A 25,410-nucleotide genomic window follows, 5' to 3' on the forward strand; every position below is an offset into this window, starting at 1 on the left:
CTCGATGACTGCCGAGCGCGGTCGCTGCATGATGCGGCAAGGCTCTCGCCATGACCGGCGCATTCTCCGGTCCCGCCCATAGGCGATCGGCCCTGTTTCGTGCCCGCATCGATTACCCCCCCCCGCCCCGCGGGAAAACCGCGCGCCGTGTGCACCACATGCCGGGGCAAGCGAGGCAGAATGGCCCGGACGCCTTCAGGGGGCGTCCGGGCCAGGATACGACCGGCCCGCGAGTACGGGCGTCGAGGGGACTAGGCCGGCCGATCCTATTCGAAATGGTGCGTTAGAGAGCGAAGTTGATCGAAGCCCGCAAAACGTAGCCGATCTTGTCGTTGTTCTCCTCGGCCGACAATTCGCCGCTGACAGTGTAAAACTCGTCGCCTCCATACCCTCGCAAGCGGGCGAACCAGCCGCTGGAACGTTGATCGGGCAGCAGGGTGAAACTGTCGCCATCGCCGAAGCGGGCGGTCGTCCCTCCGAGCTCACCCGCGAGGATTTCGCGCCAGCCCCCTTCGGCTTCGAGACGCAACCACATATCGTCGCCCCGGCTCATGCCGAGCAGGTCAAAGCCCAATGCGGTCGCCAGATTCAGGCCGAGTTCGTCGCTCGTGCGGTCCTCGACGGAAAGATCCAGCGCCTCGCCCCCGCCGGTCTCTTCATACCCGTCTTCGTCGAGGCGAATGTAATCGACGATAATCGAAGGCCGCATGAAGAAGTACTGGGTGCCGGCCTCGACCGAAGCCCCGGCCATGAGCGACGCCACATTCCCCGACCAGTTGCGATCTATCGTCCGGGAAATCTCCTCGTCGCCATTCTTGCCAAGGAACCGACGCGAGCCCTCGAAATCCGAGAAGCCATAAGAACCGCGCGCGAAGGAGGAAAATGCGCCCCAGTCGCCGCGCCAATAGAGCGCCGCCTCATATGTGTTCGAGACGACGCGGTTATCCGGGCCGCTGTCGTAACCGTTCCACAGCCAGCTTGCGCTGGCGCCGATTGTCCCAAGCCCGGTGGCCAATTCGGCGCCTCCCGAGAACCCGAGTCCGTCGAGATCGTAGCGGGCGCTTTCCTCGACATCCTTGCGGGAGTCCCAGCCGGCACCCGCGAATGTCAGACGTAACTTGCCCGTAGGCTCGATAGGCCCGTCGCCATCAGCCAGTCGACGGGCAAAGCTACGCATGCCGAGACTTAGACCCTCGAAAGTTCCCCCGGCGTGATCCGGTAGGGCCTGGGCCACTGTCGCGCGGAACAGCGCTTCATCGGTAATGGCGAGAAACACCCCGGCGATGTCCTCGTCCTTGGCCAGCGCCGTATAAAGCGCGTCATAGGCAAGGCTCTGTGAGCGATTCAGCCCCAGGTCCTTGGTCGGCTTGCGCTCGATATCGACTGTCAGCAGACCGGCGGCGTCTTCGATTGCCAGAGCGGCCTCGTACATGAAGGGAACGAGCGTGTTATCGGTCGTCAGTTGATCGGCACCGGTCAGGCTTCCCGCCTGGATCACGGTATAGGTGCCTTCGGCATCCGCTATATCGGTCAGCCGCAGCTTGAGCTTTGCACCGTCCTCGAAACTGGCGTTACCGCCGACGGTGATGGCGCTGCCCTTGTCGGCATCCTTGCTCAGGGTGGCGACAATGACCCCTTTCGAGCCGACATCGAGCGAGGCAATCATTGTCGGTGCGACGAGGTCGAGCGTTCCGCCTTCGATTGCCACTGCGACGTTCTGGCTGTTGAAAAGGCGTCCGGAGAACGAGGCCTTGTCCGAAAGCGTCACCGAGGCGGCGCCTCCCCCGAAATCCGCTTGCCCGGCGAATGAGGAAGTGCCCGCCATGGCCAGTTCATCCGCCTGGCCACCGAAATCCACGCGTCCGGCGAACTTCGCGTCTCCCGCCATCAGCAGCCGGTCCTGTCCCGAACCAAAGGCAACATGGCCGGCGATCTCGCCATCGTCGATCCGGAGGAGGTCACTGCCGGTTCCGAAACGGATGTCGCCCTTGATCAGCGGCGCTTCGACACCCGAACCGACCGTCGTCTGCCGGATCGTGGCGCCGGACGTGACGCTGATCAGGTCGATGGCGATATTGCGCCCCGAGCCGGCTTCGGCGCCGGTCGCCACGATCTTGCCGCTGTTTTCGACGAGGCGAAGCGAACCGCTTTGATCGGCAATGGCAATGGCAGTGCCGTCCTCGCTGCCGGATGTGGCCTTGATCGTTCCACTGTTGCGCAGGTGCGGAAGGCTTGCTCCCTGATCGATCGCTATGGCAGTCGCGCGGCTATCCGCCCCCTGGTCGGTCACCGCTGAAATAGTCCCGGAGACGCGCAGCTCGCCGGTTGATGCGCCGTCTCCGAAATGTAGAGCTGTCGCGTTCGCGTCCTTCGAGGTCGCTTTGATCGACCCTGCCACCGAGATGCCGTTTTCGATCGCGACTTCGCCGCCGCGTCCGCCGATCGCCAGTCCATTGCCGTCGACGCCGGCATAGACCCCGTGGCCTGCGATATCGCCATCGACAATCAGAGCGAAACCCGACCCGGTCGCGGGAACCGCGCCAATCGCGATGTCGCGATCCTCGGCTCCGATCACGACCGCGGGTGCAGCTCCGTAGGAGACGACCTTCGCGCTGCCTTCCTTCGCATCCTCGATCCCGTCCTTGTCCTCATCCGGATCGTCCTTGTCGGCATCGGGTGGCGCGACGGCGAAGTGAATGCCTTTCCCTACATCGCCTTCGATTACGAGGGCGCTACCACCCTGTAGCAAGTCGTCGTCATCGAGCTTGGAGGGGTCGGCAGGCGAGGCGGTGTAGCGATAACCCGTTGCCGAAATATCGCCCTGAACGACGAGCGCGCCGTCGATGTCGCCGCCGAGATGCGCACCCTGGGAACCTGCGCCGACTGCGGTAATCTTTCCGGCGAGACGGATATTGCCGGTCACGTCGTCCAGCCCGACACCCACGCTATCGTCGCCGACGACGCTGGTTTCGCCATCGTGGACGAAATCGCCGTCGAGCAGGCCCGTTGCCAGGATGCCCGCGGATTCATTGCCTTCCACCGTAATGGTGCCGGTGTGGCGAATGTCGCCGGTCAGGTTTCCGCGAACCCGAATGGCAGCCCGGTCGCGCCCGACCGCGAAGGGGCCGTCGAGATCCTTGTCGTTGTCGATATCTTCGGGCGTATAGGTCTCGTCGATGGTGATCGTACCCGCGTTGACGATATCGGCCTGGCGATCGCCGACCACTTCCATGCCGCTTGCGCCATTCGCATTGGCGACCACGATCTTGCCCTCATTCACCGCATCGTGATCCGAATCGACGATAATCGCCGATCCGGCGGTAAGCTCGATCGAACCCGTGTCGGTCACCTTCACCGCATCGCCGGTTCCATCGTTAAGCTGGGAAGTGCGGATCGGCTGGGTGCGCTTCCCCTCGACAAGCGTCTGCGCCGCGAGCGGGGCGGCTAGAGTCGCCAAGGCGGTACCGGCCAGCAGGTAACGATGCATGCAATTCCTCCGTCTGAATGATGGGAGGACGGAGCCAGATGCGGGATGCCTTGAAGAAAATTACCCCCCTCACCGGGAAGACTGCGGGGCCGTGTGCTTAGAACGAGAAATCGACGCCCAGCCGAATAGTTCGCGGGCGCAGGGGCGTCACCTGCTCGCGCAGTACGGCGAATGGCGTCCCGAGAGCGAAGCGATTGCCTTCGGTCCCGGCGAGATTCGTGACCGAAAGTGTCCCGCCAAACCGCTCATTGCCGATGCGGACCAGCATACCGCTATCGACATAATCGCCCTGCGGATCGCCGAGCTCCGGCCCTACTCCGAGCCGGGACTTACCGATGTAGCTGGCCCACACCCGGGCATCGAGGTCGAGATCCCGGCCGACGGATCGCGAGTATTCCAGACCCATCCGTCCGGAGAATTCGGCAATATTGGGCACATGGGAGATGCGAGGGGAGGAGAAGCGGGTCGGCTCGTCGATCGTGCTGCGATTGATGGTCGCGCCGCCGGTCAGGCGCAAATCGTCGGTCAGAAAGACACTGCCCGAGGCGCTGAAGGTCCAAACACGGCCGTCGCCGATGTTGTCCGTGCTGGGGAGGCCCAGATTATCGATAAAATCGGCCTGAATGTCGTTCCAGCGCGTGTGCGCTACATTCACCGCCAGGTCGAACGGATCGATGCCCGCGCGCCCGTACCGCGCGCCCATTTCCAGCGTGCGGGCATGGTCCTGCCGAAAGCGGCGGACGAACTCGCCTTCGATAGCCAGCCCGCCGGGCCGGAAACCTTCCTGATAGCGAATATAGAGAGTGGTGGCACGAGCGAGCCTGGCCACGAGCGATCCTGCGGGAAGGAACGCGGACTGATCCCGCTCTTCCGTAATGGCAGCTCCCGCGACCGCCAATGCCAGGGCCACGTCTTCCGCTGCGCCGCCCAGCCGTGCCCGCGTATAACGGGCTCCCAATGTCGCTATGACGCCGTCTCGCAGCCGGTAGGAGGCTTCCCCATAGATCGTGCCTTCCGTAAGCGAGTTACGCGCGCCGGTAGCAGAGGAGCGCTCGCGGTCCTGCTCGAGCCTGCGGTTGAGGCGGGCGCTGTTGTCGACGAGGCTCAGCCCGGCGAGCCAGCCAAAACGCCGGTCTTCGATCGGCAGCCAAATACGGGTCTCGTGGGCAATCATGCGCGTATCGTTGAGCTGGACGAATACCCGATCCTCGTCGCCCGGCATGGTCGCGTCGTAGCGCTCCTGGACGTCCTGCCTCGCTGCGCCGGTGGTCGAGCGGACGTGAAGGACGCCGATACGCCCGGACACCACGAGCTGGCCGTGGAAATAGTCGGCGTCCGCGCCCTCGCGCACACGCGCCAGGCTGTCATAGTCTTGACTGTTCCGCGCCGCATACTGGCTGTCGGCAGCATGAATCGATTGCGCCAGGCCGATCACGTCCAGCGCCCAGTCCGGAGCGATCGCGACGTGCATGATCGCGCGACCGGCGAGCGTTCGCGTGCGGTTGACATCGTCGCGATCAAGCAGGGGCTTGTCGATGTAACCGCCTTCGCTGGCCGCATCGAGCACCATCCGCAACGCCGCTTTCCCGGGAGCAAGCGGAATGTTGGCGATCATATTCGCATCGACGCTTGCTGCACCGTACTGCGTCAAGGCGTTGCCCAGCGTTCCACGCATGAACAGGCTGTCGAGTTCCGGTGCATTGGGAACAAGCCGGATGATGCCGCCCAAAGAGCCTGCGCCATAGAGCGTTCCTTGAGGCCCCTCGAGCACTTCGACCCGCTCGAGATCCGAAAGACGCAGGTCCGGATCGGGTGCATTGTAGCTAAGCCGCATATCGCCGAGGTACTGGCCCACGGTTGCTTGAGTCGGTCCGGTGAAGCTGGAATCGGCAATCCCGCGAATGAAGAGCTTGTTGCGCCCACTCCCGAGATAGGTCGAGGACACCGTTGCCACGCGCTGGGTAATCTTTTCCGTCCCGCCCGTGCCGCCCAGGGCCAGATCCTCGCCATCGATAAGGCTTATCTGGGCTGCGAGCTCGTCGAGACGCGTGTCGCGCTTGCTCGCCACCACCACGATCGGTGTCGGAGGAACCGCAGGCGGCGGCGGTTGATGGACAGCACGGCGCCGGGGATCCGGAGGCCTGGACCTTCCGACCGAAGCGGTGCGTCGCGGGCGCGGCTCGATCCGCCAGGATGAGGTGCCCGTCGCAACCGCTCGTGCCCCCGCGCTTTCCGCCAGGCGCCGGATGGCCTGGCGAGCGCTCATTCGTCCGCGAATTCGCGGCGTGCGTCGCTTGGTCAGGACGGGATCGCTCACCACGATACTCGTGCCAGTCTGCCGCGCCATCTCGATGGCCGATTCCGGGACCGTGCCGGCAGGCACGTCGATCGCCTGTTCCCGCGCCAACGCGGACGCGGAAGAGCAGGCTACGCAGGCCGCAAGAATGACGGGCCAGGGGCGCATGGTCAGCGTGCCGAGAGCATCCAGGTATCTCCCCGCCGCTCGATCTCGACGCCGAGAAGAGAACCCAGCGCGGCGGGGTCCGCACGCAGGGGCTCGATGACGATGCTCCCCGAAACCGGGCGGTCGCCGCTACTCCCCGAAACCGTATAGGCTATTCCGCTCGCCCGCGAGATTTCCGCGGCGACATCCGCGAGGGCCAGATCGCGGAAGGTCAACCGTCCCTCGCGCCATTCGCCGATCTGGGCCAGAGGCACGTCCGATATCCGGTAGGTGCTGTCGCCGCGATCGAATGTGAGCCGTTGGCCGGGCTCGATCCGCGCGTTCTCCTTTGAAGGATTATAGATCACAGCCCCTTCGGATACCGCGACACCGACATCGGATCGCAATATGCTGACATCGAATATCGTGCCCGCATCGACCAGAGACGCGCGTCCGACATCGACCCGGAAAGGGTTACTCTCGTCATGACGGATCTCGAACAGGGCGCGCCCTTGCTCCAGCCGGGCATAACGAGTTCGGTCCGGATCGACGACGAGTTCAGTATCCCCCGCCAAAACGATAGTGCTGCCATCGGCCAGCGCGATCGTCTGCATCTCGCCCGGCTCCGTCCGATAGGTCGATCCCGCCCCGCCCAACGGCCAGATCCACAGCGCCGCGACGAGCGCCAGGCAGGCGGCTATGGCGGGACCCAGCCAGCGGCCGACACGCCGGGAAGCCCCTTGATCGACATCGTTGGCGGGCACGGTATCGACGCTTGCCGATCCGGTTTCCACTGCCGCCATGACATGGTCGTAGGCCGCCGCATGCTCGGGCGAGCGCTCGAGCCAATCGGTAAAAGCCGGCCAGTCGCCGAATTCGGGATCAGAGGTCCTGACCGCCCAGACGGTGGCCTCGCCGAATATGGTGCGATCAAGCGTCATGAAGTATCACTCCTGCCATAAGGACGGAGTCGCTGCGATCATTCCTCATCGAACCGCTCCCGAAGCTCGGCGAGCGCCCGGTAGACACTGCGCAAATCGCTCTCGACCGTGCTGATGCTGATCCCGAACTCCTCGGCGATTGCGCGCTGGGCGACCCCGTCGATCCTGCTGCGCCGAAAAATCGCCGTGGCGCGTTTCGGCAATCCAGCAAGCACTTCCTCCACTTTTCGAGTGGATTGCCGCCCGGCGATTACGCGCTCGACCGAAGGGCTGTCGGATATACCGGGCATCGGCCCCGAGCCGGCCTCGACCCAATCCTTTTCGCGCTGCGCCGATTGTTTTGCCGAACGATAGCGGTCGATCATCACCGTGTTGGCTGTGCGATAGAGATAGGATAGCGGCGCCGAAACCGGACCAGGGGGTCTACGCGCGATCCTCAGCCATACTTCCTGCAGAATGTCCTCCGCATCCTCGGCAGCCCCACGCGCGAGGAGAAAGCGCAGCAAGACTTGCCGGTTGGCGAGGAAAACCGCCTGCAGGCCATCATCGTCGGGATCGTCGCTCACTGCGCGGGTCACTCTCTCACACTTCGCTTCGCGCACGATCGCCCGGCCTTCAGATGGACGGCCATGCCGGAATCCAAAGGCACCCAGGCGGTCTGTGATGCCTGAAGTATGGAGGATCGTCCAGCTCGGCAAGAGGCCGCAAGCGTGGGGGCGGGAGCAAGGCCCCGCCTGTCGGGCGAGGTTTCAGACGAGGATCCGGCCGCGAAGGGCGGCTGAGATTGGAACAGGCAGGGGCCGAAGCTGTCCTACCGGATCCGGGGGATGACCAAGACAAGGTGGGTGGCGAGAGGCCTGGAGATACGGATCGTCATCAGGTGTTCGTGGATCAGGGGATGGGGTTATAGATCCGCCGCCCCGGGCGCTGCTTGGTGTCCACTGCGTTCCCCCACACCGACGCGGTTCGTTTCTCGATTTTAGCCAGGGGTCCTCTCGCAACCCATGCGAGAAAACCCCTGCTTTCGTGAGCAGCCAGCCCCGTCACCTACGGTAATCGAGCGGCGGCTCCCGATCGCCAAGCAGCGATTCATAGGTATAGTCAGGCCCCAGCAATTCGGTGAATTCGGCCTTCGCCTGCGCCCGCAAATCGGGATTGGAGTACAGTTCCACCCCCATCAGGACCATGGCCTTGGCGGCATGATTGGCACCTTTGAATCCGATCGACATGCCGCTCGCGGCCACGGCCTGCCAGCTATGAGCGCTCGTTCCGGCGAACGCGCTCATGAATGTCGCAAGGAGGATTGCCAGCAGGGCCGCCCACAACCGGAGGTCTTCGTAGCCCGCGATCGGTTCCGCCGGTCGATCCGGACCTGGGGGTAGCAGTGGCATGCTTGGACGACCTCGGAGGGCTTGGACGATGGCCGACCTTGGCGGTGCCCTTGTGAAAGCGCCCGATCGCCGGTGTTGCTCGCAAGGTAGAGGCACCCATACATGGCACAAGGCGCAACAATTGCATCTATATAGTGCATTGAAGGTCATGTATGACGCTGCTACTTCGCGGCCATGCAGAAGCTCGACCTGAATTTGCTTCACGCCCTGTCGGCGCTTTTGCAGGAGGGAAGTGTCGTCGCGGCATCCAGGCGACTGGGCATCACCCCGTCCGCGACAAGCCGCGCACTGGCCAGATTGCGCGATGTTACCGGCGACCCGCTTTTGGTGCGGGCTGGTCGGGGACTCGTCCCGTCCCCTCGCGCAGCGCAAATCAAACAGCAATTGCCCCGGGTGATGGACGAGGTTGGGGCGCTGCTGGGTCCAGGCAGTTCTCTCGACTTGACGGCACTGGAACGGGTTTTCGCCATCAGGTGCCGTGAAGGGTTTGCGGAGACATTCGGGCCGCTACTGATCGAGGCGGTAGCGAAGGAGGCGCCTCTGTGTCGCCTGACCTTTCTTCAGAAAACCGACAAGAGCAGCTCGATGTTGCGCGATGGCTCTGCCGATCTGGAGACAGCGGTATTGTCCGACCGGATCGGCCCGGAGGTCCGGGGCCGCCGCCTGTTCGAGGATCGCTATGTCGCGGTACTGTCGAGCGGCCATCCAGCCGCTACGCAGCCGCTCGATGCGGACGCATTTGGCAGGTTCGGCTATGTCGGCTTGTATCGAGAAGAAATGGAAGAGCATTTCGTCGCGAATGCAATGCTGCAGGCGGGGATCGAACAAGCTCCTTGCGCCATCGTCGCCAACCATGCGGCTGCCATTGCCCTGGCCCGACAGTCCGAACTGATCGCCATGGCCCCCGGTATCCACACACGGGGCCTTCAGGCGGGCGTGACCGTGTCCGACTTGCCATTCGAGGCACCCCCTTTCACGATCTCCCTGTTGTGGCACCCCCGGCTCGAGGCAGACCCCGCGCATCGCTGGTTGCGCTCTGTCGTTGTCGACACCGTCACCGGATGGACCCGCCAGCGCCATCTGGGAGAAATTCAGCAAAGCCCGGAACGGTCGAACCGATAGGAGCTTTGCAAGTGCCAAGCGAGCTTCACCGCTTGGCGCCCGCAACCTTTCGCGCTCACATCCGGGCAGAAAGCGCAGGCCCACAAGCCGATAGAGCGCGGGAAAAGCGCGATCGAGTTCCAGAATGCATGGGAAATGGAGCGGGCGAGGCGATTCGAACGCCCGACCCCAACCTTGGCAATCTTGCCACAAGCCTTTCTCCAACCTACTCTGCAGTGCGCTAGATTGCTCCATAGTAGATTGATATAATTATAGATTATTTGCAACATCTACGCTACAGATATCCTAGAGCCAACCGCCAGTTTACACTCATGGTGTTGACCATGTGTTGACCGAGGCCAACCGGATATCGTGCCAATGCCCGCAAGTTCAAAAGTTCGGCTGACAAAGACAATTGTCGATACTGCGGTGCCCACAGCCAAACGCTACGCGGTCTGGGATAGCGAATTAGCGGGCTTTGCCGTTCGCATTGAGCCTACCGGGACCAAGAGTTTCGTCGTGCGATACCGCGCAGATGGCGGCGGTCGCACTGCCCCGCAACGCTATGTGACGATTGGCCGGTTTGGCAATCTCACCGTCGAAGAAGCGCGCAAGAAGGCCAAGAAGGTTCTGGGCCAGATTGCTGTTGGCGAAGACCCCGCCGCCGCGCGGAATTCCAAGAGAGTGGAGATGAAGGTCGCCGCGCTGGTTGATCTTTATGAAGCAGAGGGCTGCTATATCCAGCGCGGCGTTCGGCAGGGTGAGCCGATGAAACCCCTGACCAAGCAATATACGATCGGGCGCTTGCGTCATCATGTGGTCCGGCTGCTCGGCCACAAACGGATTACCGAGCTGACTGCTGGCGATACCGAGCGTTTCTTCAGAGATGTTGAATCCGGGAAATCGCGGAAGGATGAGAAGGTGGGGCCACGCAAGCGCATCCTCGTGCGCGGCGGTCCTGGGGCCGCCCGCAAGGTCTTCAGGGATTTGTCAGCGATGTATAGTTTCGCAGTGAGGCGCGGATTAGTAGAGGTAAACCCTTGCGACAAAGCAGTAGTCAGAAAGACGGATGGCCGCCGTACGCGCTTTCTCTCTCTGGCTGAGGTCAGAAAGCTCGGCGAAGCCTGTGATGCTTTGGAGAAAGAGGGTCTCAACTCCAAAGCACTCATCATTACACGGCTATGGATACTGACCGGTTGCCGCCGTCAGGAAATCGTGGAGCTCAAGTGGTCCGAAGTGGACTTCGAGCGGGGCCTGCTGACCTTGGCCGATAGCAAAACCGGGCAATCGGTTCGTCCTTTGGCAGGAGCCGCGATCGGGCTGCTCAAAGGAATTTCCCGGAGCTACGCCAGCGACTATGTTTTTCCTGCCGAATGTGGCGAAGGCTACTTTCAAGGGACCAAGAAGCTTTGGCCCAAGATCGTCAGCAAGGCTGGCCTCACTGATGTCACGCCACATACCTTGCGGCACACTATGGGAGCTATAGCAACATCAAGCGGCGAGGCGCTGGCGATGACTGGTGCGATACTCGGACATGCGAATATGCGCTCAACCATGATTTATGCCCATGTTGATCACGACCCGATGAAAGCGGCAGCTGATCGGGTGGGTATCAAGATTGCAGATGCACTCGGTTGCCTTCGGTAAGACGTCGCTCACGGACTTGCAGTTCGCAACTAAGCTGAGAGACGGACTGCCACACGATTCCGGAAGCACCGACAGCGACACCGTGTTGCGGCGGCAGTGCGAGATTTCAGCTCGTCAGGAATTGAAGTCCGGACAATGCTTGCAGCCGATTGGGAAAACGCAGGTGACGCAGGTGCAATTGCGATTGATGTAGCAGGCTGTTCCGCGTTTCCTTAGTCAAGAAAATCGCAATGCCTTGCAAATCACGATTGGTCAGGACAAATTGACACGATGAACACAAGCGCTCCACGTTCGGGCACACGCCTTTATCAGGCACTGGCCGAAAAAATTATCAGGCTAATCGCATCCGGAGAGTTTCAGCCAGGCGACCGCTTACCAGCGGAACGGGAATTGGCATCGATGTTTCATGTCAGTCGACCGACTGTGCGAGAGGCCGTCATCGCACTTGAGATCGAAGGCCTTGTCGAAGTGCGTGTGGGATCCGGGGTTTATGTTCTCAGCAAGACGCCCACAATAGAAGGTGTGAAACGCGACATCGGAGCTTTCGAACTTACCGAAGCGAGGCGGTTGATCGAGAGTGAGGCCGCAGCCCTTGCTGCGAGCAATGTGACCGATGAAGAGTTGGACGAATTAGAGCGCCTGCTGTCGGAAATGGAGCAGGCCAACAAATCGGGGGCAGGTGCCGGCGAAACCGTGGACGAGCGCTTTCATTCGTATCTTGCAGGTTGCAGCCACAATACCGCGATGCAAGCTGCGGTGGAGCATCTATGGACAATCCGCAACCGTTCTCCGCAATGCGCACTGACATTCGAGAAATCGCGCGCCAAGGGTCATAAACCTGTGATCGAGGAGCATCGAAAGATGCTCGATGCACTGCGCGATCGCAACCCGGCCGCCGCGCGCAAGGCGATGCGAGACCATCTTGGCAGAGTGCTGCAGTATCTTCTGGATTCAACTGAAACTGAGGCGATCGAACAAGCCAGAGCCAAAGTCGCGGCACAACGTGAGCGATTCAAGATTGGTGAAGAATAGCGGCCAAGACAAAGGCGAATATCTTTACTCGGCTCCGTCTCGCACGACGTGACTTACAAGCAATACGACCGGCGTCTCACCTTCGTTGCGCCACCAATGCGTCAACGAAGAAGGCTCGGTCGCGATGTCGCCTCCTGTGCGAACAATTGGGACGCTACAATCGGAACGGTACTCGAGCGCGGTGCCCGTCAGCACGTATGCGAAGCCCGGCACCACATCATGGCTGTGCAATTCGAGCGTCCCACCCGGTTCGATGGTGACGCGCCGGTATTGCAGAACCCCAAACAGACCTGTTGAATCTTCGAGCGGGATCGCAACCTCGTTGAGCACCTCTACACCGGTGCTTGTCGCAGGACCCTCGATGGGAACATCTGCGCGGACCTGATCTACGGGGCATTCCGCAGCATGCGCGGGCAAGTTGACGGCGAGGACTACTGACGCGGAGATAATGAACACTTTCAACATTGAGTTGCGCCTTCCAAATGAGTAGGGAAAATCAAATGGTTATCTTGCGTGAGCAATTCGCCGAAGTTTATTCTCTATCTTTGTTATTTCTCTAGCTCATCGCGGCCTAGCTTGCATCGGCTCTGATGCGTTCTTCGATAGGTCTGAGGCCCAGTCCGGGTGTCTCAGGAACCTGCATAATCCCATCCACTGGAAGCATCCGGTCTTCGAAATAGTCCCACAAGCTCGCCAAGCGGATCGCGCCGGGGTGTTCCTGCGTCCGGTTGGCGGTTTCCGCCCAAGCGACAAAATGCGTATGCGCTGCCGACAGCAGCGTCGGGCGCGCATTGTGTACCGAGATCGGCAGATCGTGCACATAAGCCATCGATGCTACCATGATGCCCGGCGTTAGGCCTGACAATTTGGAAACGTCGGGATTGAGCAGATCAGGCCGCGCCTGTTCGATCAGATCGCGGAAGGCGAAGGGTGTGTATTCGTGCTCGCCATTCGCCACCATGATATCGCACGCATCGGAAACCGCTCTTGTGCTGGCATAATGATGCATCGCACAGGGTTCTTCGAAGACTTCAACGCCGAGTTCTTCATACAGTGCTTTGCCGATGACGATTGCGCGCGCGGCGCGATAGCCGTTGTTGGCATCCACATAGAGCGGCACTTCGTCGCCTATGGCCTGACGCACAGCACGTGCGACCGGCATTGTTGGATCGTCTACAGGATCAACGCCTTCTTCGCGGATTGCCATACGCACCTTGATCGCGCGAAACCCCTCTTCCATCATTTCTGCAGCGCGGCGTGCCGCTTCGTCCGGACCCATGAGTCCATCACTGCCTTGACTGCGACTGAACGAGCCATAGACCGGAAAACTGTTGCGCACTTTCCCGCCCAGCAATGCCCAGACTGGCAGACCCAGCAATTTACCGCGCAAGTCCCACAACGCGCAATCGACGCCGGCGAGGGCCTGGCTTGCCAGTCCGCCGGGGCCAAGCTCGTCTACTTCGTAATAGCCTTTCGCCCAAAGACCGTATCCGTCGAACACGTCTTCGCCTTCGTAGAGCGGCGCGATTTCGCGGCGGATGACATCGGCTACCAGCCTCCCGCCGGAATGACCCGCTTCGCCCCAACCCGTTGTACCGTCATTCGCGGTAATCTTCACGAAGATCGCTCGGGGAACTGCGAATGCTTCTACGGACGCAATCTCGAAGTTTCCGACATTGCCAGCCATTTGCGCGAAGGCAGGCACCGAAGCCAGTCCAAGGCCGCCACCAACGCCGAGCGCCAGGTTGCGCAGCACCGTGCGTCGATCAATCTGAGTGTTACCGCGTTGCATCAAACGTTCCTTCCACGATTGCTCGATGTGATTCTCGGGTGAGAGGGTAGCCCCAGATCAGCCAGCCAGAGAGCAGCACGCCGGCAAGCGGTATCAGAGCCATGATCGCCTTGAGCCCGAGCAATGTTTCTTCACTCTGCTCGACATTGGGAGTGTATCCGATCCAGATCAGCAGCACGCCGAGCAGCGCGCCGTTGATCCCCAGAGCGAGCTGTTTTGCGAAGGAAGCAATGCCGAAGACCTTGCCATCGTGACGCTGGCCGGTCTTCCATGCGTTGTATTCCACTGTGTCGGGCAGCATGGCCCAGAACAACACCTGATAAGCGATATTGCCCGCCGAGATGAGCGCGATAAAGAAGCTAGCGACCACAGGATCGCGCGAGGTCGAAAAGAAGAACAGCGTATACGCGACCACGCTCAGGACGTTAGCGACAAGCCAAGTGGTACGCTTGTCGATCCGCCGCGCGACCCACGCCCAGAACGGTGCAAAGAGCAAATTGATGACCAGAGCGAAAGGCACAATGCGCGGCACTAGATCGGGACGTTCAAGATAATAGGTGACGTAATAGACCAGGCATTTGTTGGTCATGGTGAACGCTAGGCTTGAAACGATGATGCAGCCGAAGATGCGCACGAGCGGCCCATTGGCCATGGCCATACGCACTGTGGCGCGAAAATCCTCGACAGACGCGGCCACGCTGAAGCCTGAAGGATTGGCCTCGCGCAAACGCTCTGGCTCGCTTGTGTTCGCGAATACAACCCAGAAGAAGGGCAACGAGATGAGGCCCGTAAGGCCTGCCGCCAGAACATAAGTCGTTGATTGCGTTTCCTCGCCGAGTGATTGCACCAATTGCGGCATCACAAAAGTGACGAACGCGCCGCCGGAGAAAGCAAAGAACATTCGCCAGCCCGCCATGCTCGAGCGTTCACCAGAGTCTTGGGAAATCCTCGCCGAAAGCGAACTGTAGGGGATCGAGACCAGCGAATAGGCGGTGCGCAGAAAGACCTGGCTGAGCAAAGCATAAAGAAACAGCCCACCCTGCTCCCAGGCCGGCGTGAGGAATGCCAGCATGAAAGACACGACCAGCACCGGAGAGGCGAAGATCAGGTAAGGCCGATAGCTCCCCCAACGGCTTCTAGTCCTATCAGCGATAGCGCCAATGATAGTATCGGCGAAACCATCCCATAAGCTCGCAATCAGGAAGACTGTCCCTGCCAAAGCCGCGTTCAAGCCGAGAACATCGGTATAGAAAGGCAGCAGCAGCAGGTTGAGCGTCTGCCAGAAAATGTTGAAGCCAAAGTCGCCGACGGCCCAGCCAAGCATATTGCGGCGTGCGAGAGGTCGAATTTCGCTCATGCCGGGTCACTCCACAAATCTTTAAGTGCCCAAGCGGCCATTTTCGGCTCGCGCGTGCGGGTGAACACGCCTTTGAGATTGTAGACCACACGGCGGCCATGTTGCGCGGTCCGGAAATCTGCGAAGTTCCAGACATGGCCGCCAGCGACCGACGGATGGCGGTCGAGCTCGGCCCAATAGGCCTCGATGAAGTGCTTTTGGTATTCCTCGGTAAACAGCTGATCGTGGGTTGCGTGCTGCCCGGCGAGGGCATCAGCGCCAAATTCGAGCAGCATTACCGGCTTGCCATGCTCCGATACGGCATCAAGATCTGCTCGCAACGCCGCCACGGCTTCGCCTATCTGGGCCGGGTTTGAGTACCAGCCATGGTAGCGATTCATGCCGAGGAAATCCGATCGCTTGAATGCCGGATCATCATTGCCGGCATAACCGACATTCGCGTGCGTCATCGGGCGGGAGGGATCGAGTGCGCGGGCATGGGCAAAAAGGTCGTCCCAATACTCGCCAGACTTTTCGCGATACTCTGCCTCGCCAAGATATCCCGGCTCGTTGGCGAGCGACCATGCGATTACACAAGTTCGGTTGGCATCCCGTGCGATCAATTCACTAATGGCCTGCTTGTGCCGGTTTAGAGTATCCGAATTAACCCGGCGGAAGTCGAGATTTATCGAAAACACCTCATCGATCACCAGCACGCCAAATTCATCGGCAAGATCGAGGAATTCCTCACTATAGGGATAATGCGAGGTGCGTACCGAGTTAGCGCCGATCCATTTCAGCAGGTGAAAGTCCTTGACCAGTTGTGGGAGGTTTAAACCGCGCCCGTGCAGCGGGCTTTCCTCGTGCTTGCCGAAGCCCTTGAGCTGGATCGGCGCGCCATTGAGCAAGAACTGGGCGCCCTCGATCTCAAAGCTGCGCAGGCCAATACGTTGGCTTGCCATATCGATGACAGCGCCCGCAGCATCGAGCAGGTCTATCTCAAGGTGATAAAGTTGCGGATCGTCCGGGCTCCAAAGGCGCGGCTCTTGCGGGGAAAGTCGCAGCCGAGCGGTTTGTTGCTGTGACAATGCCGCGCTTGCTTCGATCACATTCTTGTCATCGATCAGTCGCGCTGTGATCGTAGTTCCCGCATCGGCGGAAACGTCAATCGAGACCCCGGTCATATCCGAGGTCGCGCGCCAATGGGCAAGGCCCGCAAGAGGCCTCTCGACCAGATAGGTCGGCCGGTTGATGCCGCCATAAGGGAAGAAATCAAATCGGACGGCAGGCAGATATTCGTCGCGCGGTCGCCCTTCCTCGGTATAGGTCGCCTTGGCAATGCCCTGAGTTGCTTCATCGGCGTGCAATTGTGCGTCGACCCGCACAACCAGCTTTGCCTGCCTTCCTGTCGCTAAATCGCGCGGTATCGCAACTTCGAAGGGCAGCATCGGCGCGCCACTTTCGCCGAGCCTTCGACCATCAAGCCAGACTTCGCCGTAATAATCGACCGAGCCGAAGCGGAGAACCAACTCGCGTCCATCGCCGGTTGCGGGCAAGAAAATCTCGGTTTCGAACCATCCCGTGCCGCAGAAATTCATGTAACCGGCTTCGGCTAGTTGCTCGTTCCAGCTTCCCGGGATGGCGATCGCAAGCGCCCTGTCTTCCGGAATGCCTGTTTCCCAGTCCGGCTGTTCACCTGAAGAGGCGAATGCAACACGCCAAATGCCGGACAAGTCATGAAAGCTGCGCAAGGCGTTTCGTTGTGGGCTGATCATGCCGGCATCGCCTCTGTAGGGATGATGGCCCCGGGATGCATAATGACGCTCCCTGCTAGCTTGTTGCCAGCATGGGCTGCCGCAAGGGGATCACGCTCGCTCAGCAGCGAACACAGGAATCCGGCATTGAAGGAATCCCCCGCGCCGGTTGTATCTCTTGCATTGCGACGCTCCGGACAGGGGATCTTCTGCACCGATGAACCTTCAACGGAAACCAGTGCGCCTTCCCCTCCGAGCTTAAGGACGACTAGCCGGGCACCCATTTCGTGCCATCTTTCCAGACTATCGTGCGGATCGGCATCGCCGAACAGCGCAACCTCGTCTTCGAATGTCGGCAATGCGATGGTGCAATAGGGTGCAATGGCGGCAAAGGCACGGCGCGCGGTCGATGCATCTTCCCAGCCGCTGGGGCGGTAATTGCCATCAAAGGCGACGCCTCCTCCATTGGCACGGACCGACGCGGCCAGGTCCACGACGCGCTGGCGCCCAATCTCGTCAAACAACGAAAGCGTGATGCCCGACAAATACAGCAGGTCCGCTCTGGCGGCTATTGCAAGCGCTTCTTCGGCACCAGCTATGCCGAAGAAGTTCCGGGCGGCCGATCTCTCGCGCCAATAGGTAAAGCTGCGTTCCCCAGCCGCATCTGTATCGATGGCATAGAGCCCTGGAATGCACTCGGGATGTTTGAGCAAAGTCCGGCAATCAATGTCTTCGCTCATGAGAAAGGACCGCATTGCTTCGCTTTGCATGTCCGAGCCAATCGCGCTCATGAAGGAAACCGGAGCGCCGAGGCGCGCGCTATAGATAGCAACATTCGCCGTATCGCCGGCAAAGCCCATTCGCCACAGGTCGCCTTGCGAAGCCCTGCTCAATTCGATCATGCACTCGCCAAAACAGACGATGCCTCCCCCGGTTCGTTCGGAATGCACGACCTCACCAGTTCCACATCGTGCCATCTTCAAGCCGGGCAACAGGAAGTTGCATCGGTTTGTAGGGATATTTGGCGGCGAGTTCTTCGTCGATTTCCACCCCGTGCCCGGGCCTGTCGCCGGTCATTAGGTATCCATCGTCAAAGTGATAATCGTGCGGAAAAACCGCGTCGGTATCCGGCGTGTGTCGCATATATTCCTGAATGCCGAAATTTGGCACCCAGCTATCAAAATGGACCGCAGCGCCGAGCGTCACTGGAGAGAGATCGGTAGCACCGTGGCATCCCGTTCGTACCTGATACAAAGCGGCCACATCGGCTATGCGGCGCAGATGAGTGATCCCGCCAGCGCCGACAATGGTGGTGCGGATGTAATCAATCAGCTGATTTTGGATGAGGTCCTTGCAGTCCCAGATGGTATTGAAGATTTCCCCCACTGCGAGCGGCGTAACAGTATGCTGGCGCACCAGGCGGAAAGCTTCCTGGTTCTCCGCCGGCGTGCAATCCTCCAGCCAGAACAATTGATACGGCTCCAGCATCTTGCCCAGATTTGCCGCCTCCTGCGGCGTGTAACGGTGATGGCCATCGTGCAGGAGATGGTGATCGAAGCCATAGGTATCGCGCAGTTTTTCAAACAGCCGGGGGATGGTATTGAGAGCTTTGCGCGTATCCCAGCCGGTTTCGCTTGGCAGGCTGGCATCCGCAGGCTCGTAGTAGAGATCCCCGCGCCCCACACCATAGGCATCCTTTACGCCGGGAATGCCTGTCTGAGCCCTGATCGCCTTATAACCCAGGTCAATATAGCGTCCAACAGCCTCCACGGTCTCATCGATATCGGCCCCATTGGCATGCCCATACACCATGATTTTCTCGCGGCTCTTGCCGCCCAGCATGTCGTAAAGCGGCATGTTCGCCGCCTTGGCCTTGATATCCCACAAGGCAACATCGACAGCGGCAATTGCGCGCATGGTTACCGGACCTCTTCGCCAGTAGGCACCACGATATAAATACTGCCAGATATCCTCGATGCGGCGCGCATCCTTGCCTATGAGCGCTGGGCAAAGGTGATCTTCCAGGTAGGAAACCACAGACATTTCGCGGCCATTGAGAGTCGCATCGCCAATGCCAGTCAAGCCGCCTTCGACCTCTATCTTGAGCGTGACGAAATTTCGCCCCGGACAAGTGACGATCACCCGCGCCGACTTTATTTCCATTGCAACTTATCCTTTCGATACCCGTCTGCCAGAAGTTGCGGGATTGCACCGATGTGTTCACTCTGAACATTGGTCTGTCAAGTCCAAGATACCTATCTTACCAATTCAAGGAAGATTTGGAAGTCCCCCCAAGGTCGACAGCGCAACAATTACCTATGGAGAACCTGACATCGTACGCGGGCTGCCTGCTGAAGAGCCAACTCTTCGAAGGCCTTTAGCCTCCAAATGATGAGACCCTTTTGTTAAAGGCCCGAACTAGTTTTGAAGGGTCAGCGTGACGTCCTGCAAGAAGAAGTCTTGCCGCCCTCCATCGTCATGGCCGCCATCATCTCCTACCGCAATATTGATCGCACCCAGACTGAGACCATCAATATGACCGAATGCGAAGTGTGCGTTCGCCGTCGAATAATCGACGCTCCCGGACTGACCCTCGATGTTGATGTTCCCGCGAGGCTTGGCGGAGCGCACGGTAACGTCAAAAGGATCCCGAATGGTGAGCACGATGTTTCGCAATATCAACCCCTCGATCGGCGCGTCGGGGTTTCCGGCGATGAGGCTCGCCCCGCTGGTTTCGATCGCAAGGTTGCGAAAGGTCGTATCGACGATCCGGCCAAGCGAGCGATCCGCTTCGCGCCTGTCGATATCAAGAAAGATCGGGAATTGCCGCGAGTTGCGGCCCCCAGTTGAAATCACGATATTCTCGAACAGATTGTTTGCGTGAGTGCCGCCATCGATCATGAACAGCGCGATACCATAGCGTGAATTTCGAATTTCGATGTTGCGAAAGACCGAATTGGTCACCCCTTCCCGCGATCCGGTGCCAAATTTCAGCGCGGCATCATCGCTTTCCAGATAGCTGTTTTCGACCAGAATATTATCGACGATCCGGTCACCTGATTTGAGCACGATTGCGTCGTCGCCAGTGCGGATGTCGACCCCTCTGATAACGGCATTGGACGTGTCGCGCAGCTGGATACCATCAGTGTTTGGGCTGCGCGGATCGTTGCGGATCGTAATGCCTGTGGCGCTGACACCGTCGCAGCGATGGTATCGTATCGCATAGGCTGGCATATTGGTCATGGAAATGCCGGAAACATGCGTATCGCTGCAATTGGCCAGTTCGATAACCGGGCCGGGGCGCGGAAGTGTGGGACGACGTAGGCCACTTTCATAGAAGCTATCGTCCCAGAATGCTTCGCCATTGCCTTCAATCCGGCCTGCACCCTCGATCCGCAATGCCTCTACGCCGTCTGCAAGGAGCGCCGCGCGCACCATTGCAGAGCCATTGTCGCGCGAAACCGGCATTTCAGGAAAAAGGTCAATATCCGGATGCAAAGCCAGGACAGCCTCTTGCTCGAGCAATAGCGTCATGTTCGAGCCTAGGCGAACAGTGCCTGTTGACCATTCACCCTGCGGGATAACAACCGTGCCTCCGACACCTTCACATGCCGCCACAGCTGCCTGGATCGCAGCAGTGTCGGGTAACCCATCGCCTGCAATCGCTCCGAACGTGCGGATATCGCAGCGCGCACTTGAGGCATCCTCCGTTTGCTGCGCTGCCAAAGGCAACGACGCACAGCTTGCTAACAAAAGTGCAGAAGAACCAATTGTCTTAGAGAAATTCATGCCGAAGAGGCCTTCATGCGATAATACTCCTGCAACACGAAGAACGCCTGTTTGCGGTGCCCTTCGGGCGAGACGAGGCCTTTGCGGTTCCACAGATTCTGAAACCGGCCGTGCCAGCGCCGGGGCGAACGGAAATCCTTGAGCAACCACGGGGCAAGGCCGACGCAGCCCGGCGTCTCTGCAACAACTTTCAAGGTCTCTTCGTATAGCCAGGCCTGATAATCCTCGGTCCAGCGCTCCTCACGCGCGCCGCGATGGCCGTAAAGCGCGCCTGCGCCGAATTCTGAAAACATCAGCGGCTTGTCATAGGTATTCCGGAAGGAAACCTGGGCAATCTCGCCCGGTGTGCGCTCACCATACCAGCCTTCATACTGGTTGATTGCAACGACATCGAGGCTGGCACCCAGTGGGTCGCGCACCTCGATCACCTTTTCACCATCGCGCACGCCGCCCACATCGACATTCTTGTTGAGCGCGGCGGTGATCAATCGGCTGGGATCAAGTGCCCGCACATCGGCAATCACGGTTTCAAGAAAGCGCGTTCGTGCATCGCTTTGCGGCGTTTCATTGGCAACAGACCACATGACCACGCTAGCACGCGAACGATCGCGCATGACAAGCTCGCGCATCATTTGGCGTGCCAGAGCCAAAGTACGTGGCGAATCATATGCGATCTCTTCCCAATAGACCGGAATTTCAGCCCACAGCATAAGTCCTATCTCGTCCGCCAACCGGGCGACGTGTTCCGCATGAGGATAATGCGCAAGGCGTACGAAATTGCAGCCCAAGGCCTTAGCTTCGGCGAGCAGTGCCCGCGCCTCGGCCTGGCTGACTTCGCGCGTCGCTTCGGGTCCAAAAGCCTCTTCGTGCATCGATATGCCACGCAGATAAACTGGTTCGCCATTGAGCAATACTTCGCGGCCCCGTGTCTCAATCTTGCGCAGGCCGATGCGCTCGACCAATCGGTCAGATGCGGTGGAGACCGTTAGTTCATAGAGCTGCGGATTGTCGGGCGACCAGCGTTGCAGCCCGGTTACGTCGAACTGCAATTGCGCACGCCCCTCGCCATCGGTCGATACGCTGGACGCATTGCCATCGCCGGTGAGTGCAATCGAAACCTCGGCGTTGGCGCTGGAGGGACCATCAAGCTGGACGTCCACCAGCAGGTGATCGCCTTCCAGCCTTGAATAGACATCCTGAATGAAAGTGACCGGCACTTCGACCAGCCATACTGACCGCGTGATCCCGCCCCAGTTCTTCCAGTCGAAATCGAGGCCGGGCACGGTTTCCGGGCCATGGCGGCTATCCGCACGCACGACCAGACTGTGCGTGCCGGCGCCGGTTCGCGCAAGGATGTCGGTGATGTCAACCGCGAAGGGTGTGAAGCCGCCCTCATGACGGGCAATTTCGGCACCGTCCAACCACACGGTCGCGGCATAGTTTACCGCCTCGAAATAAAGAAACTGGCGCAAGCCAGGTCGCGGCCCGGCATTGATCTCGCGCTGGAAATACACCGGCCCTTCATAATAATGCAATTCGGGCTCAGCCGTGTTCCAGTCGCCAGGAATGGTCATTTGATCGCTGGATGACCATTCGTATTCGATCAGACCGGTTTCCGCCGTCTCAATCCGGTTCTGCCAAAACGACCGCCGCCCGGTCGGCTTGCGACCTGCGACATCAAAGGGGTCGAGAATGTATCTCCACGTCCCATCGAGAGCGCGCCGCTCGCGACCGGGAAGGTTTCCGGGGAGGCTTGCGGCAATAGGATCCGGCTCCTGTGCGAAAGCTTGCCCGGCTACCGGCAGGATTGCGGCTACACCCGCTCCGGCAATGCCGCTTTTCAGGGCGTTTCGGCGGGTCAGTGTCTTCATGGTGTACGTCCGTTCAGATAGGCGTTCACGTCCTCGCCCCGCAGGTCGCGCAGATAGAGTGAGAGAAAACGCAATGCGAATGTTGTCCCGACATCGCGGTTGAGCAATTCGAGCCCGCCATCGCGCTGCTTTTGTCTGGTGTTGATCACTGCGCCAGCAAGATTGGGATCGGGATGATCGCTGGCGAAGCGATTGCGAATGATCCAGTCCGCCAAAGTATCGATGGTCTCGTCGAACTCGCTGTAGCCATAATCCTTCAAACGCAGCATCAGCAGGCCGTTGAAGGCTACCGAAGAACCGGTCACTTCGGCGCGGTTGGATTCCCCATCGATACTGGTTCGGTAATATAGAGTGCCGTCGTCGCGCATCACGCTTTGCGCCCAGCGCGCAGTGCGCGCTGCTCCTTCGAGGTATTTGCGGTCACCGGAAATCTCGTAAGCCTGCAGCAGCGCTTCGGCATTCCACACATTGAAGCGAGGATGGATTTGGCTCCCATCTTCGTTGTTAGGTTCGAATTGCAGCCACAGTCCGCTTTCATGCTGCCGTTCGAGAACGCTGTCAGCCTGCGCCAGGAAGCGCTCGCACCAGACCTCCTCCGCTGTGTGGCGGCACATATCTTCGAACAGGAATCCCTCGATATTGGGCCGGGCCATGCGGTTGATCGGTGGTGTCTCGCGCGCGGCGCGTTCGGGATCGCGTGGCACGCCCTGCGTGTGCACGTCCCAGTCACGATAAACCAGACCGGTCTCCGGCTCGATGATGTTGTAGAAGAGCCATTCGCCCCCCGGAATCTCGTCAGGAACGCGGGTGTTGTCCCACAACCATTGGCCTGAGCGAGCGGCGCTGTCGGCATAGCGCGCATCGCCGGTTGCGCGCGACAGGGCAAACAATCCGGGCGTACCATCGGAGATTGTTGTCCAGTTGATAAGATCGCCCAAATGATCACCGTGCGCGGCCCAGACCAGTCCGGCAAGCGGATGATCGCCGGTGAATTCGGTCGAAACCCACCAATCGCCGCCGCGCCGGGCCTTGTCGACCAGATCGGGACGATCCAGCACAAGCCCCGCCTCCAGCAGGCCCCATATGAGCTGTCCGGTATGCCAATGTGTCTCATAAGTAATCCACTCGCTGTCGATCACGGAGTAGTCAGCGCGCCCGCTGCCATCCTCGGCAAGCAGCGTATCTCCTGCAAAGACAGACATTTCCTCTATCGCACGTGTGATTTCGGCGCTGCGTTCAGACGAGGGTGCCTGCTCCTGCGCCAAAGATGGCGCATTGGGACCGGTCGCACATGCGCCCAGCGCCAGGGCCACAAGGAGTGGTTTGGCTTTCATCATACTACAGCTCCCATTTGCCAAGGCACGAATTCAAGATCACCCAGCCCCAGCATTTCCGATTTTGATTTCTCGCCCGATGCGACCCGCAGGATTAGATCGAGGATCTGCTCGCCCATGTCATCGAGGCTGGTGCCTTCGAGCACCGGCGAGCAATCGAGATCCATATCTTCTGACATGCGCTGCGCCATGACGCGATTGGTGGCGAGCTTTACGCAAGGTGCCGGTTTCGATCCGAACACCGATCCGCGTCCGGTGGTAAAAGCGAGGATATTGGCGCCAGACGCCATCTGGCCAGTTGCCGAACACGGATCATAGCCGGGGCTATCCATGAACACGAAGCCGTGCGCCGCAATCGGTTCGGCATAGCGATAGACAGCTTGCAACGGCATAGAGCCAGATTTGGCCACGGCACCGAGCGACTTTTCGAGAATCGTGGTCAGCCCGCCCTCGATGTTTCCCGGTGAAGGATTGTTATTCAGCTCCGCGCCATTGCGCGCCACATATTCGGCCCACCAGTCCAGCCGGCTTTGCAACGTCTGGCGCACCTCCTCTGTCTTGGCGCGGGCAAACAGCAATTGTTCGGCACCATAGATTTCCGGCGTTTCGGAAAGGATGGCCGTCCCTCCCGCAGCGACCAGCAAGTCAACCGCCCTGCCCAATGCAGGATTTGCCGTAACGCCTGACCAGCCATCCGAACCCCCGCACTGAAGTCCGAGCACGAGATGCTCGGCGGGAAACTCCTCCCGCTCAAGGCCCGCATTGCTTTCGATCATCTCCTGCACGATGGCGCGCCCGGCCTCGATCGTCTTAAGCGTGCCGCCTTCATCCTGGATCGTCAGTGTACGGACGACAACGCCGTCGCGTGCCGCCTGCGCTTCATCAGCAAAACCGGACATTTGCATCATTTCGCAGCCGAGGCCGACAACCAGCACGGCGGCAAAGTTTGGATGGTGCAGATAGCCTGCAAGCGTGCGGCGCAGATTCTCTGTGCCTTCGCTCGATGGCGTCATCCCGCATCCCGTTGTGTGCGTCAGCGCTACGACGCCATCGATGGCTGAATTGCCTTCGAACAAGGCGGCGGGAAAGCTGTTGGCAATGGCGCGCGCGACCGTGGCCGAGCAGTTCACGCTGGTCAGAATACCGATGTAGTTGCGTGTGCCGACCTTGCCTGATGCGCGGCGATACCCTCGGAAGGAAGCTGCACGCTTTTCGGCATGGCGCGAGGTGTCAGTTTTCACCGAACGCCGCACATTCGCAACATCCGCGCTCACGTTGTGGACATGAACATGCGCGCCTTTGGCCACATCCGCGCTGGCTACGCCGATCACCTGACCGTATTTTAGCACAGGGTCGCCTGCCGCGATGGGCGCGATCGCAATCTTGTGCCCGGACGCAACCGCTTCTTTGGCACGCGTGCCGTCGGGCATAGTGTCCCCGGCACTGATGCCAGAAAGGGCAAGTGCAACGTTGTCCTCAGCGTGCATACGCA

At 60.0% G+C, this 25,410-nt stretch carries 18 protein-coding genes; 3 read left to right on the forward strand and 15 right to left on the reverse strand.

All coding sequences use genetic code 11. From position 1 onward, the window contains the following. Window positions 1–283: 283 nt before the first annotated feature. From L5849_RS08280 to L5849_RS08300, 5 genes are all read right to left on the reverse strand, one after another. Window positions 284–3,487: an autotransporter outer membrane beta-barrel domain-containing protein gene (locus tag L5849_RS08280; RefSeq protein WP_236925193.1), complete on the reverse strand. Its 3,204-nt coding sequence runs from the start codon at window positions 3,485–3,487 to the stop codon at window positions 284–286. Window positions 3,488–3,584: 97 nt separating this feature from the next. Continuing rightward, window positions 3,585–5,951, reverse strand: coding sequence for a TonB-dependent receptor domain-containing protein (locus tag L5849_RS08285; RefSeq protein ID WP_236925194.1), 2,367 nt, complete (start codon window positions 5,949–5,951; stop codon window positions 3,585–3,587). 2 nt (window positions 5,952–5,953) lie between these two features. Further along, on the reverse strand, window positions 5,954–6,871 hold the full coding sequence (locus L5849_RS08290; RefSeq protein ID WP_236925195.1) for a FecR domain-containing protein: 918 nt from the start codon (window positions 6,869–6,871) through the stop codon (window positions 5,954–5,956). 38 nt (window positions 6,872–6,909) lie between these two features. Next, window positions 6,910–7,449, reverse strand: coding sequence for an RNA polymerase sigma factor (locus L5849_RS08295; protein ID WP_236925196.1), 540 nt, complete (start codon window positions 7,447–7,449; stop codon window positions 6,910–6,912). A 465-nt stretch (window positions 7,450–7,914) separates the two neighbouring features. Then, window positions 7,915–8,262, reverse strand: coding sequence for a hypothetical protein (locus tag L5849_RS08300; RefSeq protein ID WP_236925197.1), 348 nt, complete (start codon window positions 8,260–8,262; stop codon window positions 7,915–7,917). Window positions 8,263–8,436: 174 nt separating this feature from the next. Between L5849_RS08300 and L5849_RS08305 the strand changes: the two genes are divergently transcribed. The 3 genes from L5849_RS08305 to L5849_RS08315 all read left to right on the forward strand — a co-directional run bounded on the left by L5849_RS08305 (window position 8,437) and on the right by L5849_RS08315 (window position 12,042). After that, the gene (locus L5849_RS08305; RefSeq protein WP_236925198.1) at window positions 8,437–9,384 is read left to right on the forward strand and encodes a LysR substrate-binding domain-containing protein; all 948 of its coding nucleotides are present in this window, start codon (window positions 8,437–8,439) and stop codon (window positions 9,382–9,384) included. Window positions 9,385–9,741: 357 nt separating this feature from the next. Next, complete coding sequence (locus L5849_RS08310; RefSeq protein ID WP_236925199.1) at window positions 9,742–11,010, forward strand: site-specific integrase; 1,269 nt, start codon at window positions 9,742–9,744, stop codon at window positions 11,008–11,010. Between the two features lie 270 nt (window positions 11,011–11,280). After that, on the forward strand, window positions 11,281–12,042 hold the full coding sequence (locus L5849_RS08315; protein WP_236925200.1) for a FadR/GntR family transcriptional regulator: 762 nt from the start codon (window positions 11,281–11,283) through the stop codon (window positions 12,040–12,042). A gap of 24 nt (window positions 12,043–12,066) precedes the next feature. On the opposite strand, the gene L5849_RS08320 is transcribed toward L5849_RS08315, so the two are convergent. The 10 genes from L5849_RS08320 to L5849_RS08365 all read right to left on the reverse strand — a co-directional run bounded on the left by L5849_RS08320 (window position 12,067) and on the right by L5849_RS08365 (window position 25,405). Further along, window positions 12,067–12,507: a cupin domain-containing protein gene (locus tag L5849_RS08320; protein WP_236925201.1), complete on the reverse strand. Its 441-nt coding sequence runs from the start codon at window positions 12,505–12,507 to the stop codon at window positions 12,067–12,069. A gap of 106 nt (window positions 12,508–12,613) precedes the next feature. Then, on the reverse strand, window positions 12,614–13,834 hold the full coding sequence (locus L5849_RS08325) for a mandelate racemase/muconate lactonizing enzyme family protein (RefSeq protein WP_236925202.1): 1,221 nt from the start codon (window positions 13,832–13,834) through the stop codon (window positions 12,614–12,616). Further along, the gene (locus L5849_RS08330) at window positions 13,821–15,191 is read right to left on the reverse strand and encodes an MFS transporter (RefSeq protein WP_236925203.1); all 1,371 of its coding nucleotides are present in this window, start codon (window positions 15,189–15,191) and stop codon (window positions 13,821–13,823) included. The genes L5849_RS08325 and L5849_RS08330 overlap by 14 nt, the downstream gene beginning before the upstream one ends. Continuing rightward, entirely contained in the window at window positions 15,188–16,945 is a 1,758-nt protein-coding gene (locus L5849_RS08335) for a glycoside hydrolase family 2 TIM barrel-domain containing protein (RefSeq protein WP_236925204.1), read from the reverse strand. Before L5849_RS08335 ends, L5849_RS08330 begins: the two co-directional genes overlap by 4 nt. Further along, complete coding sequence (locus tag L5849_RS08340; RefSeq protein WP_255704253.1) at window positions 16,942–17,901, reverse strand: sugar kinase; 960 nt, start codon at window positions 17,899–17,901, stop codon at window positions 16,942–16,944. Before L5849_RS08340 ends, L5849_RS08335 begins: the two co-directional genes overlap by 4 nt. Next, window positions 17,879–19,087 (reverse strand): D-mannonate dehydratase ManD, encoded by a 1,209-nt coding sequence (manD, locus tag L5849_RS08345; RefSeq protein WP_236925206.1) that lies wholly within the window; start codon window positions 19,085–19,087, stop codon window positions 17,879–17,881. Before manD ends, L5849_RS08340 begins: the two co-directional genes overlap by 23 nt. A gap of 255 nt (window positions 19,088–19,342) precedes the next feature. Next, window positions 19,343–20,713 (reverse strand): glycoside hydrolase family 28 protein, encoded by a 1,371-nt coding sequence (locus L5849_RS08350; RefSeq protein WP_236925207.1) that lies wholly within the window; start codon window positions 20,711–20,713, stop codon window positions 19,343–19,345. Continuing rightward, the gene (locus L5849_RS08355; RefSeq protein WP_236925208.1) at window positions 20,710–22,584 is read right to left on the reverse strand and encodes a glycoside hydrolase family 2 protein; all 1,875 of its coding nucleotides are present in this window, start codon (window positions 22,582–22,584) and stop codon (window positions 20,710–20,712) included. Before L5849_RS08355 ends, L5849_RS08350 begins: the two co-directional genes overlap by 4 nt. Next, window positions 22,581–23,918 (reverse strand): hypothetical protein, encoded by a 1,338-nt coding sequence (locus tag L5849_RS08360; protein ID WP_236925209.1) that lies wholly within the window; start codon window positions 23,916–23,918, stop codon window positions 22,581–22,583. The genes L5849_RS08355 and L5849_RS08360 overlap by 4 nt, the downstream gene beginning before the upstream one ends. After that, entirely contained in the window at window positions 23,918–25,405 is a 1,488-nt protein-coding gene (locus L5849_RS08365) for a UxaA family hydrolase (RefSeq protein WP_255704255.1), read from the reverse strand. Before L5849_RS08365 ends, L5849_RS08360 begins: the two co-directional genes overlap by 1 nt. Window positions 25,406–25,410 lie beyond the last annotated feature (5 nt).

Source organism: Erythrobacter sp. SN021, assembly GCF_021864455.1.

Excerpts from the sequence above, each read along its gene's own strand:
- L5849_RS08280 (WP_236925193.1), bottom strand. The coding sequence starts at position 3,487 with ATGCATCGTTACCTGCTGGCCGGTACCGCCTTGGCGACTCTAGCCGCC.
- L5849_RS08285 (WP_236925194.1), bottom strand. The coding sequence starts at position 5,951 with ATGCGCCCCTGGCCCGTCATTCTTGCGGCCTGCGTAGCCTGCTCTTCC.
- L5849_RS08290 (WP_236925195.1), bottom strand. The coding sequence starts at position 6,871 with ATGACGCTTGATCGCACCATATTCGGCGAGGCCACCGTCTGGGCGGTC.
- L5849_RS08300 (WP_236925197.1), bottom strand. The coding sequence starts at position 8,262 with ATGCCACTGCTACCCCCAGGTCCGGATCGACCGGCGGAACCGATCGCG.
- L5849_RS08305 (WP_236925198.1), top strand. The coding sequence starts at position 8,437 with ATGCAGAAGCTCGACCTGAATTTGCTTCACGCCCTGTCGGCGCTTTTG.
- L5849_RS08310 (WP_236925199.1), top strand. The coding sequence starts at position 9,742 with ATGCCCGCAAGTTCAAAAGTTCGGCTGACAAAGACAATTGTCGATACT.
- L5849_RS08315 (WP_236925200.1), top strand. The coding sequence starts at position 11,281 with ATGAACACAAGCGCTCCACGTTCGGGCACACGCCTTTATCAGGCACTG.
- L5849_RS08320 (WP_236925201.1), bottom strand. The coding sequence starts at position 12,507 with ATGTTGAAAGTGTTCATTATCTCCGCGTCAGTAGTCCTCGCCGTCAAC.
- L5849_RS08325 (WP_236925202.1), bottom strand. The coding sequence starts at position 13,834 with ATGCAACGCGGTAACACTCAGATTGATCGACGCACGGTGCTGCGCAAC.
- L5849_RS08330 (WP_236925203.1), bottom strand. The coding sequence starts at position 15,191 with ATGAGCGAAATTCGACCTCTCGCACGCCGCAATATGCTTGGCTGGGCC.
- L5849_RS08335 (WP_236925204.1), bottom strand. The coding sequence starts at position 16,945 with ATGATCAGCCCACAACGAAACGCCTTGCGCAGCTTTCATGACTTGTCC.
- L5849_RS08340 (WP_255704253.1), bottom strand. The coding sequence starts at position 17,901 with ATGGCACGATGTGGAACTGGTGAGGTCGTGCATTCCGAACGAACCGGG.
- manD (WP_236925206.1), bottom strand. The coding sequence starts at position 19,087 with ATGGAAATAAAGTCGGCGCGGGTGATCGTCACTTGTCCGGGGCGAAAT.
- L5849_RS08350 (WP_236925207.1), bottom strand. The coding sequence starts at position 20,713 with ATGAATTTCTCTAAGACAATTGGTTCTTCTGCACTTTTGTTAGCAAGC.
- L5849_RS08355 (WP_236925208.1), bottom strand. The coding sequence starts at position 22,584 with ATGAAGACACTGACCCGCCGAAACGCCCTGAAAAGCGGCATTGCCGGA.
- L5849_RS08360 (WP_236925209.1), bottom strand. The coding sequence starts at position 23,918 with ATGAAAGCCAAACCACTCCTTGTGGCCCTGGCGCTGGGCGCATGTGCG.
- L5849_RS08365 (WP_255704255.1), bottom strand. The coding sequence starts at position 25,405 with ATGCACGCTGAGGACAACGTTGCACTTGCCCTTTCTGGCATCAGTGCC.